The sequence below is a fragment of the Enterovibrio coralii genome, assembly GCF_001559595.1.
Taxonomy (GTDB): domain Bacteria; phylum Pseudomonadota; class Gammaproteobacteria; order Enterobacterales; family Vibrionaceae; genus Enterovibrio; species Enterovibrio coralii.
Genome location: NZ_LNTY01000006.1, coordinates 203326 through 216067 on the forward strand (window position 1 = coordinate 203326; position 12742 = coordinate 216067).

The 12742-nt window shown below is 46.8% G+C and carries 11 protein-coding genes and 1 pseudogene; 8 read left to right on the forward strand and 4 right to left on the reverse strand.

Annotated features, from left to right (window positions below; all coding sequences use genetic code 11):
* Positions 1-3 precede the first annotated feature (3 nt).
* Entirely contained in the window at positions 4-783 is a 780-nt protein-coding gene (locus ATN88_RS01690) for an ETEC_3214 domain-containing protein (protein ID WP_067410468.1), read from the forward strand.
* A 43-nt stretch (positions 784-826) separates the two neighbouring features.
* Here the strand turns inward: ATN88_RS01690 and ATN88_RS01695 are convergent, their stop codons facing one another.
* Positions 827-1675 (reverse strand): urea carboxylase-associated family protein, encoded by an 849-nt coding sequence (locus tag ATN88_RS01695; protein ID WP_067410471.1) that lies wholly within the window; start codon positions 1673-1675, stop codon positions 827-829.
* Positions 1676-1998: 323 nt separating this feature from the next.
* On the opposite strand from ATN88_RS01695, the gene ATN88_RS01700 reads away from it, so the two are divergent.
* From ATN88_RS01700 to ATN88_RS26515, 3 genes are all read left to right on the forward strand, one after another.
* A complete protein-coding gene (locus tag ATN88_RS01700; RefSeq protein ID WP_198158304.1) occupies positions 1999-2877 on the forward strand; it encodes a nitrogen regulation protein NR(II) in 879 nt (292 codons plus the stop codon).
* 224 nt (positions 2878-3101) lie between these two features.
* Positions 3102-3647 carry a CHRD domain-containing protein gene (locus tag ATN88_RS26510; protein ID WP_067410478.1) on the forward strand — a complete coding sequence of 182 codons (546 nt, stop codon included), beginning with the start codon at positions 3102-3104 and terminating at the stop codon, positions 3645-3647.
* 2 nt (positions 3648-3649) lie between these two features.
* Positions 3650-4261 carry a CHRD domain-containing protein gene (locus ATN88_RS26515; RefSeq protein ID WP_067410482.1) on the forward strand — a complete coding sequence of 204 codons (612 nt, stop codon included), beginning with the start codon at positions 3650-3652 and terminating at the stop codon, positions 4259-4261.
* A gap of 84 nt (positions 4262-4345) precedes the next feature.
* Here ATN88_RS26515 and phnX read toward each other — a convergent pair whose 3' ends face one another.
* The 3 genes and pseudogenes from phnX to phnW all read right to left on the reverse strand — a co-directional run bounded on the left by phnX (position 4346) and on the right by phnW (position 7683).
* Positions 4346-5167 (reverse strand): phosphonoacetaldehyde hydrolase, encoded by an 822-nt coding sequence (phnX, locus tag ATN88_RS01715; protein WP_067410485.1) that lies wholly within the window; start codon positions 5165-5167, stop codon positions 4346-4348.
* A gap of 13 nt (positions 5168-5180) precedes the next feature.
* Positions 5181-6565 (reverse strand): annotated as a pseudogene (locus ATN88_RS01720) (aspartate aminotransferase family protein).
* A gap of 14 nt (positions 6566-6579) precedes the next feature.
* Positions 6580-7683 (reverse strand): 2-aminoethylphosphonate--pyruvate transaminase, encoded by a 1104-nt coding sequence (gene phnW, locus ATN88_RS01725; protein WP_067410488.1) that lies wholly within the window; start codon positions 7681-7683, stop codon positions 6580-6582.
* A 286-nt stretch (positions 7684-7969) separates the two neighbouring features.
* Here phnW and ATN88_RS01730 point away from each other — a divergent pair, with 286 nt between their 5' ends.
* From ATN88_RS01730 to phnR, 4 genes are all read left to right on the forward strand, one after another.
* The gene (locus ATN88_RS01730) at positions 7970-8977 is read left to right on the forward strand and encodes a putative 2-aminoethylphosphonate ABC transporter substrate-binding protein (RefSeq protein WP_067410493.1); all 1008 of its coding nucleotides are present in this window, start codon (positions 7970-7972) and stop codon (positions 8975-8977) included.
* A gap of 191 nt (positions 8978-9168) precedes the next feature.
* Entirely contained in the window at positions 9169-10281 is a 1113-nt protein-coding gene (locus ATN88_RS01735) for a putative 2-aminoethylphosphonate ABC transporter ATP-binding protein (RefSeq protein WP_067410496.1), read from the forward strand.
* Between the two features lie 12 nt (positions 10282-10293).
* Positions 10294-12018 carry a putative 2-aminoethylphosphonate ABC transporter permease subunit gene (locus ATN88_RS01740; RefSeq protein WP_067410499.1) on the forward strand — a complete coding sequence of 575 codons (1725 nt, stop codon included), beginning with the start codon at positions 10294-10296 and terminating at the stop codon, positions 12016-12018.
* Between the two features lie 9 nt (positions 12019-12027).
* Positions 12028-12732: a phosphonate utilization transcriptional regulator PhnR gene (phnR, locus tag ATN88_RS01745; protein ID WP_067410502.1), complete on the forward strand. Its 705-nt coding sequence runs from the start codon at positions 12028-12030 to the stop codon at positions 12730-12732.
* Positions 12733-12742: the final 10 nt, after the last annotated feature.

A 12742-nucleotide genomic window follows, 5' to 3' on the forward strand; every position in this document is an offset into this window, starting at 1 on the left:
AAAATGTCAGTTATTGAAACGCAATTGGATACTGCAGAAAGTATTGCTGAGCAACGAAACCTGCGCGATAGAGTCCGTGAAAAATGGGCAAAGATAATCGCATTTGTATCTATTATCGCCATAGCACTTGGCGGCCTGAATGACACGACAGATGCGCTTGAGAAGGTGTACAACTTCACGCTCTCTCAATTTACTGATATTCCTTCTTATGAAAAGTTAGATCGAATTTATATTCGTGCATCTGAAGGTGTGCTTGAAGAGACGTTTGGGGCTCCTGTTTATATCAAAAAAACCGTGTCAGGCGATGTGGTCAGATATTACAGCGACAAGCGCTTCATCCTTTCAGCAGTAACCAATGACGGAGCGATTTCAGCATTTTTGGTCTTCCCTAAGAAAGGCTTTATGCCAAATACTGCAGAGCATGCGGGCGGTAGCTTGCTTCTTGATCGCACACTTTCAAATATCGAGAGTGTTGATGATATTCGCGTAAATTACTCACGGTCGATTAGCTACTACATCGAGATGAACCCAGCAGGCGATTTCAGCAATTTATATAGCTCTGTAGCGGGCTATAGTGAGTTTACTGCGCCGCTTGATGATACCAAGCGGAATATGCTCTCTGACTTGTCTGAGGGATTGATGCTAGGTGATGACATTACAGAGCAAGTTGTGAAGCTTAGAGATTCTACGGCACCAAACTTTTACGGCTATAGTGCACAAGGTCTTGAAGTGCTAGAAAATGCAATCTTAACGCTCACCGAGTACAGATTGATCAACAAATAATAATGGAGGGGAGCAACATGCTCCCTTTTTTATTACATTAAACCTAAGGTAATTGTCTTGTGTAGTGGCTTGGCTTGAAAGGCACCCAATTGCTTAACGCTTCTTCTGCAGTGTCGAAAATCTCTACCGTTAACGGGTGACACACAGCCTCATCACTTGAATGGGTGGTGCTGCAATCTCCGCCAGGGCAGGCAGAAAGCGCACAAAGCAAATCTGTTTCAGCAAAAAACTCGATGTAATCACCTTTTCTAGCAGGACTGGCCTTCATGAAGTATTGATGGGTATCTTTGGTAAAACCGGTACACATAAATACGTTCAGCACATCATGGATATGGGGCTCGGCGTCTTCAAAAGAGATACCCAAGTGCTGGGCGAGTGAGCTTGTTAGATTTGAATGACAGCAATGGTGATAGTTGTCTCCGTGCAGTCTGTTGTGCGTGTAAGGGTCGCATCGAGTACCGATAACGTCGTGCACACCGCCGCCATCTTCGTCCCAGCCATACCATTCAAGCGAGTCATCAGTAATAGTCGCAAGCGGTCTTACATAGGGCATGGAACTCCATAATCTATCGCCAACAGAGACATGGCTGGCATGTAATTGGCGCGTTTTACCGCTGAAGAATCGTTCCTGCATGTTGTGTTTGTTCCAAAGATTTAAATCACCAACCTGCGAACCGTGCTGACAGGAAATACGAAAAAAGCTCCCGGCTTTAACATCAAAGCATCCACCTGTTCGAGGAGGGATAACCACTGACTGTAAATGCTTGGCCGACTGACGAGCCTTCGCGTAAAACGCTTCATCATACGAAGGTAACCCGCCGCTATAACAAACAACAGGTTTAGCAGATTGGCGTTCAGTGGCGTCTAAGGGTTTCGCTGAATGCTTTGACATAAGGTTTTTGCCTTCTCGGATATCTGCACGTTATCTCTACACTGTCACAAAGAATCACTGTAATTGCAAAGTGAGCGTATTCAGCTTGAACCGCAAAGTTTAATTCCTAATAATGGTGTTAATAAACTTCATGAGTAACAATAAGTTAAATTAGCGTCGTTTAAATGGAATTGCTGAGAAACAAGCTTTACGAGACAGTGTCAGATATATCGCTTTGGGAAGACGTGCTCGGTCTAATCATTGAGCTTTCTGGCGCAAAGAAAGCAATTTTGACGTTAAGGGACGTGCATTCGTCTGACTTATATATTCCAAAAGATGTCCGCTTGAGCCTTGAAAGCCCAATGTTGGTGGGTTTTTCAGAGAAAGAAATAGACGACTACATTCATGTCTATCAAGAGAAAGATCCTTGGACCAAGGTCGAGGCTGAACATCATCCGTATTTCCCTTACGCACTTTCTAATTTTGTCGATAGAGAGGAGCTGGTAAAAAGCGGTTTTATGGAGTGGTTGGAGCCCCAAGGGATAGATGACTGCGTGGTTATTGCAGTTTGTACGTCGGTTGATCATTGGGTAGGCATCAACGTTTTCTTCAGCGCCAAAGACAGCCATGTAAAACGTAAGATAATTGATATCCTTTCGACGTTTCAGCCTCTTATGACAGAGGTTTGGACATTCGGTCAAAAAGTTAGAATTGCAAATACATCAACGAAGAAACTAAAGCATTACATCGAAGGTTTGGACACGCCCGTGTTCCTGGTTAGCAAGGATGCTGAGCTCATCGACACCAACAGAGCAGCGAATGAGTTTCTGAGATTAAAATGTAAGACGATACGCGTCCAACAAAGCAAACTTTGTTCTGTCGATACGCAACTTAGACGCAAGTTACGAGATGCTATTCATCGCGCAGGAAATCAGGAGTTTACGGACTTATCTCTGCCAAAAATAACGTTGAGTCATGGCCATTGGCGTTATACCGTCACCTTGCTGCAAAAAGGAGAGGACGTTATCGGTGCAGACACAGCACTTCGCTTAGTCTCGATAAACTGGTCAAATCCTAGCCCGCTTAGCAATGTAACGTCCATAAAGAAAAATGACCATGTTGAAAAGACCGAACGCGAATTAGTGAGTGCATTGGCTGCCGATGATAATGTTGTTCAGCTTCTGTGTCCTTTTGGGGCCAATAGACCAAAAGCAAAACGGTAGCCCCGCCACTCCGATCATTCCTGGCTTAGCTTGCGTTGCTAGCGAAGCCCGTCGCCCAACTTTACAATTTCGCCTCCATATTGAGCGTTTCTGCTCACTCCTGAACCTTTGCGATTATATAGGGATTAACACTCATCCTCCCGCATCTGCGCGCTGACTAGCGTCGTCATAAGCGTTGGGTTTTGTATTACCTGCAAATGGATAAGTCAGACAAAGGTGCTGGGATGAAAAATATCGTAGTTGCACTGGCAGTGTTGATGCTGTCGGCGTGTGGTTTCGACGCGACAAAAACATACCGTTTGACATTAAGTGGCGATCAGGCTGTGCCGCTTAATGACTCTGAACAAACAACAAAGGCTAGGGTTCAAATAGATGAAAAACGTAAGAAATTACGAGCACGACTCTATGTAGATAATATTGAAGGCTTCAAATTCGCGCACATTCACAGCGGGGGCATTGGCGATACCGGAGATGTTTTATTTACCTTCGAGCGGCCAAAGAAAAAGTTCTGGAAACCAAATCGTAAGAAGTACTTGGTCGTACGCGCAAACCATCTGAGTTATTCGGAATTAGAGGCGGTAAAGAACGGGGATTGGTATATCAATGTGCACACCGATGCTGTTCCGTCCGGCGAGTTGCGCGCGCAGATCGTACCTAAATCCACAACAATACTTTCTTTCAAAGCGGATGGTAGACAGGAAGTCCCAACGGTCGAGACTGAGGCAAGGGGGAAGGGTACTTATCTTACAATGCTAAAGACGACGCGTTGAATATGCGTGTCAACACACAAGGTATTGAAGATGCTGTCGCCGCGCACATCCACGAAGGCCGAGTGGGTGATAACGGCGGCGTGCTGGTGGTGTTAAACCAAGACGCAGAAGATGCCAATGTCTGGACAGTTCCAGTAGACACTGATATCGATGCTGAAACGTTTGAGAACATGCTTGCTGGTGGGTATTACACCAACTTTCATACACCCGCGAATGCAAGTGGTGAGATACGGGGTCAAGTATTCTCTCGAGACTACTCGCTATATACCTTCGCGTTAAATGGTGAGCAGGAAGTGCCGCCAGTCACCACGGATGCAAGCGGAGATGGCTATGCGCTGTTAAACGATAAGACAGGTGACCTTGACCTGAAAGTCGTGACATCAGGTGTTGACGATGCGGTTGCTGCGCATATCCATGAAGGTATTGAAGGCACTAACGGTGGTGTTGTGGTTGGGCTGGAACAATCAGTGGATGACGTCAGCAAATGGATAACACCAGAAAACACAGTGCTCGATGCAGATCAGAGAGAGGCGTTTTCATCTGGCAGAAACTATGTGAATGTTCACACGCCAGCGGTGCCGAGCGGCGAAATTCGAGGGCAGATTGAACCTTGAGAATACTGCAAACGCAAAGCCACCGACGTTGCGGTGGCTTTTTCATTTTTGATCGCTGTTAACTAGTGTATCGAGATCTCAATGCTATGGTCGCTCACCTTCGCTGATACGACGCTCAATGTCGGTCATCACACCAGGAAGATCTGCGATGGTGTCGATCAAGTAGTGCGGTGCACATTTAACAAGTTTCGCGCGCGCTTTTTCACGAGCGACTGACATGGTAGCTTCGTCTGCCGCTTGGTATTCTTCAAACGTCAGACCGGCTTCATTGCCAGAGAGTAGCAAACCTACCGTCCACATACCCGCGTTGTGGCCTTCATCAATACCCGGCGCGGAGTCATCGACTTTCACACATGCCCCCACATTGGTTACGCCCAATTCGATAACGTTTTTTAATGCCATAAAGGGAGCTGGGCGGCCACCTTGTGGTAAATCGTCAGTAGCGACGACGCAGTCTGGCTTGTACCCGTAATCGGCTGCCGCTGGGATCAATACGTCCATCACCTGACGTGGGTAGCCTGAGCATGAACCAATCTTAATGCCTTTTTCTTTCAGTCCTTCAACGACCTCAATGGCGTTAAGAATAGGGGCTGCATGGTCGGCAACTTTTGCTTTTTGAAGTGGCATAAAGGCAGCGTAGATAGTGTCAATGTCTTCGTTTGTCATCGAACGACCAAACTTTGCGTTCCAACGTTGGTCGACGTCTGGGTTGCGGCCAACGGCCTGAATATGGTCCCATTTACCCAGACCCATTGGGCCACGCGCTTCGTCTAGAGTGAGGTCGAAATCAAAACCTTGTTTAAATGCTTCGACAAAAATACTGGTTGGGGCAAATGAACCGAAGTCCACAATGGTGCCAGCCCAATCGAAAATAACAGCTTGGATAGGGGATGTTGAATTCGTCATGTTCTTGTTCCTACTAAATGCTTGAATATTTGTAATCGCGGCAAACTTTGCTGATGGCACTTTCGAAGATGTTGAGTGCTCGACATAGCTCATCGCGTGAAATAATGAGTGGCGGACTGAGCTGAATGACATTTCCCTGAGAGACTTTGAAACTCAACCCTTGGTTTAGGCATTCATACAGAACCGATTCTGCTTCTGCGTACGCGCGCGCTTTGGATCTTTGGTCTGTCACAAGCTCAATGCCCCACAGCAGTCCGATACCACGAACATCACCAATGACAGGGTAGGTGGCCTTCATTCTCTCTAGCTCTTCGCGAACAAATTGACTGTCAGCGTTTACCTTGTCCAAGAAGCCGCCTTGCTCAATGGCTTCAATGGTGCCGAGGGCTGCTGCACAGCCAAGTGGGCTTTTCTCGTGGGTATAGTGACCGAGAGATACTTGTGCTGCTGTGTTGTATTTATCTTTAGTGACCATGGCTGCAATTGGCATAATGCCGCCGCCCAGTCCTTTCCCGATGCATAGAATGTCTGGCTCTATGTCATAGGCTTGATAGGTAAACCATTCGCCGCTTCTTCCCATGCCATTTGGAATGTCATCGATGATCAGCAGCACATTGTGTTTGTCGCAGATTTCTCGAATGCGCTTCCAATATGCTTTGCTGGGTACTTGAACATCGGTGTTTCGCACAGATTCGGCGATGAATGCACCAATACCGCCTTCTTTTTCGATGACATATTCAAGGTAGTCGGCGTAATGAACGTCGCTGCCATCATCTCTTGGGAAAGCACCACGGTAAGAGATAGCTGGCGGGATGCGTTCAACGCCCGCCATAAGAGGCCCCATGCCTTCACGAAAGCAGGCTTCTCCTCCTACAGATATAGCGTCTAGCGAAGCACCATGAAAAGAATCCCACAGGGAAACGACTTTGAAGTTGCCCGTGATATGACGCGCGAGTTTCAGCGCCATACCAACAACTGATGTGCACCTGGTGCAAACAAAACGCGGTCAAGGTCGCCGCCACAAATCTCAGTGATTTTCTCTGCACAATCTATGGCAATGGGGTTGGTAAAACGACGGGGTGAGAATGGCAAAACGGCCAATTGATCAGTCACACGCTTAACAACATGCGGATGCCCGTACCCTAGCTGGTGGACATTATTGCCATGAAAATCCATGTATCTTTTGCCAGCACTGTCCGTCAGGTAAATACCATCAACGGCCTCCAACGCATCCAAGCAGGGCGTAGACATTGCTTGGTGCAAAAACACGTTACTGTCGCGTTCCAACAAAGATTGCGTGCGCGAATCTGAAATAGACGCTGTCCATTCCTGACGAGCTGGCGTTGTATTGACATCGCCTTCACTTCGAAGATGGGTGGCGTGTTCCTGATGAGTCATCACGGGCACCTCTGCTACTTCACTTCCCAGTACATGGCATTCGCAATAGCACCAATTAATCGTTCAATATCGCTTGGGTGCACATCACCTATGTTGCCGATACGGAAGCAATCCGCGTTGGAGACTTTACCCGGGTAAATCACGAAGCCTTGTTCTTTTAATCGATCGTAAAATGCTTTGAACTGATAGTCGCTGTTCGTTGGTGAATAGAACGATGTGATAATTGGTGAGTGAAGACTGTCTTCAAGCAACGGTGTAAACCCTAAGCTTCGCAAGCCAGCTACCAAGGTCTTTTGGTTAGTTTGATAACGCTGATGACGCGCTTGAATGCCACCTTCATCTTGCAACTCCAATAACGCCTGATAGAAAGCTCGCACGGTGTGAGTGGGCGAGGTAAAACGCCACTTACCGTGATTGACCTCCATACAATGCCACTGGTCGTAGAGATCCAAGCTCAAAGAACGTGCTTGTCCCTTACATTTTTCAAGCTCAGTCTGCTTAGCAATAACAAACCCAAAACCGGGTACGCCTTGAATACACTTGTTGGCAGAGCTGATCATGAAGTCAATGCCTAGCTCGCCGATGTCCATCGGGATACCACCGAAGCTCGACATAGCATCTAAAATCACCACCTTGCCGTGCTGTTTCGCCAGCGAAGCCACAGGTTCGATGGGATTCAACATCCCCGTTGTGGTTTCACAGTGAACAATCGCGACGTGCGTAATGGCTAAATCAGTTGAAAGCGCGTTTTCAATCTCGCTGAGTGAAGGCTGGGCAGTTTCACCAGGTGAGATGACCGAGCACGGAATGTTCAGGTAATCTGCGATTTGCGCGATACGCGCGCCATATGCGCCATTATCGACAACCAACAGTTTGCCCGATTGGCTGATCGCGCTACCGATCGTCGCTTCTACTGAAGCGGTGCCGCTACCTTGCATAAGAACACTTGTATAACCTTCCTGTTCAGTAGCAAGGCTTACCAGTTTGGCGCGAATAACCTCTACGATATCTTTGTTGTAATCGTCGTCCCATGTGCACCAGTCTTTCAACATGGCACTACGAACCGTTTCTGACGTAGACAGCGGGCCTGGGGTGAGTAGCAGGTATTCATTTTTCATCTAAGCATCCATCCTGTAATCTGGAATATACCAAAACACACAAATACTCTAGCAGGGGAATTTGAACGTGGTAAATAGGCGGATCTTCAATTTCATAAAAGCTTCACATCCAGAGTGGTGAGGCAATTATTTGTTCTTTTATCCGGTTTTATTTCTTAAAAATGCCAAATTTTGGTCATGTAAACGTCATCTTAACGATTTAGGTTAATCGAAAATTGGTACACACCAAATTAAATGAAAAGATTAACCGTCGAGAACGTTGGCGATTTTTAGGGAGAGGAAAACAATGAAGACACAGATGATGAAAGCTTCGGTAACTGCACTTTTTACACTAATGTCAACGCAGGCTTTGGCTGCTCAGGAAGTGACGGTCTATACCGCCTTTGAAACGGATCTGTTGGCGAAATACAAAACCGCATTTGAAAAGGAAAACCCAGATATCAGTATTAAATGGGTTCGAGATTCAACTGGCATCATGACGGCGAAACTGCTGGCTGAAAAATCTAATCCGCGCGCTGAAGTTGTTTGGGGGCTAGCTGGATCGTCACTCGCGTTACTCAAAGAAGAAGGCGTTATCAAGCCTTATACCCCAAAGGGGATTGATGATCTCAGAAGTCAGCTTATTGATAGTGAGAGCGATCAAGCCTGGTACGGCAATCAGGCCTTCTTTAATGCGATCTGTTACAACGAGATCGTTGGCAAACAGTTGAACCTTCCAAAGCCGACATCGTGGGAAGATTTGACCGATCCGGTTTATCAAGGGCATATCGCAATGCCAAACCCAGCCTCATCCGGCACGGGTTATATGCAGGTATCTGGTTGGATAAGCACATATGGGGAGGTTGGTGCTTGGAATTATATGGACAAGCTAAATAACAATATCGCGCACTATACGCATTCGGGCTCCAAGCCTTGTGTGCAAGCGGCGATGGGTGAAGTCGCTATTGGCATTTCAATGGCAACCCGAGCGGCCAAGCTGAAAAACCAAGGAGCACCGTTGGATATTGTTGTTCCTCAAGGCATTGGTTGGGATGTTGACGCAGTGGGACTGGTAAAACCGAATGAAGCAAGCCAGCGAATTGTTGATTGGGCGGTGTCGCAAGCGGCGAACGAGCTGTACGTTCAATCTTATCCCGTTGTTGGGCATAAAGCGGTAAGTGCAAAAGTGTCGAATTACCCAGATGTAGAGAAAGCCATGGCTAAAATGGACTTCACTAAAATGGGGAATGAGCGTGCGAGCGTGCTTGCCGAGTGGTCAGAAAAATATGATTCAAAATCTGAACCTCAATCTTAACCAACCACGTTGTCCCACTAACAATAAGAGAGCTTCGGCTCTCTTTTCTTGTCGTATCTTCGGCGGAAAACAGCGAGAAGTTTGTCTTTTATTTACAAACCCTAGCGTGTCATCAAACTACTACATTGCTGTCATGTCGTTGAAATAATGCTCCGATAATTTTATTGGTATATACCATTAGGAGCGTGTATATGAACAACCACCAACCTTACCTTCAGATTCAAAACGTCGCTAAGCAGTTTGGCGCATTTACGGCGTTAAAACAGATTTCACTTAGCATCGAAAAAGGTGAGTTTGTATGCTTCCTCGGCCCTTCTGGCTGCGGTAAAACCACATTACTTCGTGCTATTGCGGGCCTTGACCTACCAAGCTCTGGTGCCATTTTCCAAGCACAAAAAGAAACGACATTCCTCCCACCAGAAAAGCGTGATTTCGGCATTGTGTTCCAATCCTATGCGTTGTTTCCAAACCTGACAGTGAAAGAAAACATTGCGCTGGGTTTGATTAACCAAGGTGTCTCCAAAAAGGATGCCTACAAAAACGTTGATGAGTGGCTGGAGACGATCGGGCTGCCGACTTCAGGTGAGAAGTTTCCGAATCAACTCTCTGGTGGCCAGCAGCAACGTGTTGCCTTGGCGCGTGCGCTGGCATTATCTCCCGGTTTACTTCTTCTGGATGAACCCCTGTCTGCACTGGACGCAAAGGTGCGCGTTCACCTGCGCGAAGAAATTTGCCGCTTACAACGCAAGCTGGGTATTACCTCCATCATGGTCACGCACGACCAAGACGAAGCCCTTTCGATGGCAGACCGAATTGTCGTGATGAATCATGGTGTGATTGAACAAGTGGGTACACCACAAGAGATTTATCAAAAGCCAGCAACGCGTTTTGTCGCTGAGTTTGTAGGCACCATGAATTTCATTCCTATGTCTGTGGCGAGCGACACACAAGTACGTATCGCTGAATCTCTCATTGAAAAGCCTGAGCTGGAAAACCTTTCGCTTAAACGTGGTGATGCTTGTGATTTGGCGGTTCGTCCTGAGCAGATCCGCTTTGTTGATTCGCCGAAGAATACCGTGCCAGTAAAAATCGTGGCGACAGAGTTCCTCGGTGCTTTCTACCGCGTGGATTGCCGATTGCTTCACGACAACAAATCCAAGTTGATCATGGTAGATGTCTCTGTTGAGCAGACCATGCAGTTAGAGCTTAAGCGAGGCGAAGTTCGCTATATCCAATTGGCAGATACAGGGCTGCGCGGTTATGCGTCAGAGGGAATTCAAAAAACTTTGTCAAAAGCGGCTTAACGGGTATCTCACATGGAAGCTAAAACGATGACGATGAACGCACTGGTTTTATCAAATCAACCAACGTCGCTTTTAAAGAGAGTCAGTAAAGACAATCTTGTACTGAGTGGCATACTCGCGATCATCGCGACACTGTTTTCACTTTTCCTGTTGTTTCCGCTTTGGAGCATGTTGAAGAAAAGCGTTCAAAACAGCGACGGCGAATTTGTCGGCATGGCAAACTTTGCCGAGTATCTTTCATCTGCTAGCGTATGGACGTCTTTGTCAAACACGCTGACGTTGGGCGTGACTGTCACGACCATAGTGACACTTGCTGCGTTTGGTTATGCATTCGCCTTAACACGCTCTTGTATGCCGTTTAAAAGCGTCTTTAAAGCATTGGGAACCGCACCGATTCTTGCACCGTCACTATTACCCGCAATAAGTCTGATTTTCCTATTTGGCAATCAGGGAATTGCAAAGTCATTACTTGGTGAACACTCCGTCTATGGTTTGATTGGCATCTCATTAGGCTTGATATTTTGGACCTTTCCACACGCTTTGATGATTCTGACGACATCGATGAGAACATCAGACGCGCGACTTTATGAGGCCGCCAAAGCACTGAATACCACGCCGCTAAAAACCTTTTTTATCGTCACTCTACCAAGCGCGAAATACGGTTTGATCAGCACGCTGATTGTTGTCTTCACGCTCGTAATTACAGATTTTGGTGTGGCCAAGGTCATTGGTGGCAGTGACAACGTGTTGGCTACAGACATCTTTAAACAAGTCGTTGGCCAGCAAAACTTCGCAATGGGTGCGGTGACATCCATCATCCTTCTGTTTCCTGCATTCCTTGCCTTTGGCGCAGACCGCTGGGTAAAGAAAAAGCAAAAAAGCCTTATCGATACCCGCTCTGTGGTTTATCAACCTGCGCCCAATAAGGTACGTGATGCCCTGTGTTTTCTTTACTGCACGGTGATTTCCATTATGGTTTTGGTGGTGTTGGGTATGGCGGTTTACGGCTCTCTCGTTACCTTCTGGCCTTGGAACCAAGCATTAACGCTTAACAACTACAACTTTACTGAAATCAGCACTTACGGTTGGAGTCCATTCTTTAACTCACTAGAAATGGGATTTTGGACTGCCATTGTGGGTACGAGCCTGATTTTTGTTGGTGCATATGCCATGGAGAAGGGAAGGGCGTTTGCACCGATTCGCCAACTTCTTCAGATGGTGAGCATCATCCCTATGGCTGTGCCAGGTATGGTGTTGGGGTTGGGATACATTTTCTACTTCAATGATGGAAATAACTGGCTGAACCCGCTGTATGGCACCATGGCATTACTCGTGATCAATACGGTGATGCATTACTACACCGTTGGGCACATGACATCATTGGCTGCACTTAAGCAACTGCCAGCAGAAATTGAAGCGACGGCGGCCTCGGTGAAAATGCCCCAGTACAAACTTTTCTATAAAGTGACGTTACCTGTCTGTATGCCAGCACTGTTTGATATCGGTATGTACTTGTTTGTTAATGCACTCACCACGACTTCTGCGGTAGTATTCTTGTATTCTACAGATACCATTCCCGCATCTGTTTCCGTTTTGAATATGGACGATGCCGGACAAACGGGAGCAGCAGCGGCAATGGCCGTGATGATCATGCTCTCTGCGGTGTGCGCCAAGCTAATTCAATGGCCAATAGCTAAATGGCTAGAAAGAAGAACACAAGCGTGGCGAAAACGATAAGGACACCAAGTGCAATACGTAAAAATAAAAGACGCAATCGTAGAACAAATTGACGCGGGGATGCTTGCCCCGCGCCAAAAATTGCCCGCAGAAAGAAAGCTGGCTGAAACTTTTGATACGACCCGCGTAACCTTGCGTGAAGCGTTATCACTGCTTGAATCCGAAGGACGTATTTATCGTGAAGATCGACGTGGTTGGTTTATTTCACCTGAACCACTTCGATACGACCCAACGCAAACGCTCAACTTTACCAACATGGCATTGAATCAAGGGCGTACACCCAAAACGGAACTTATCAGTGCAAAAAGTATTTTGGCAAACAAACAAGCGGCAAGTTTGTTAGCGTTGCAACCCTTCTCTGAGGTGTATCAGGTAAATCGCGTGCGATATCTTGATGATCGTCCGGTCGTTTATGTGACTAACTATATCCGTCCAGATATCTTCCCGAAGCTTTTGGGACACGATTTATCGAACTCGCTGACGGATATTTATCGTGAACACTATGGCATGGTTTATCAGTCTATTCGCTACCGTATCAGTACCAGTTCATTGGTCGGTGCGACAGCACAGGCCCTTCGCGCAACATCAGGTACACCAGCTATGGTTGTCGAGCGCATTAACTACAACCAAAGTGGTGAGCTGATCGATTGTGACATTGAATACTGGCGTCACGACGCAATCAGTATTGAGTCTGTTGCCAATTTAGCGCGCTAACAAAGAATCG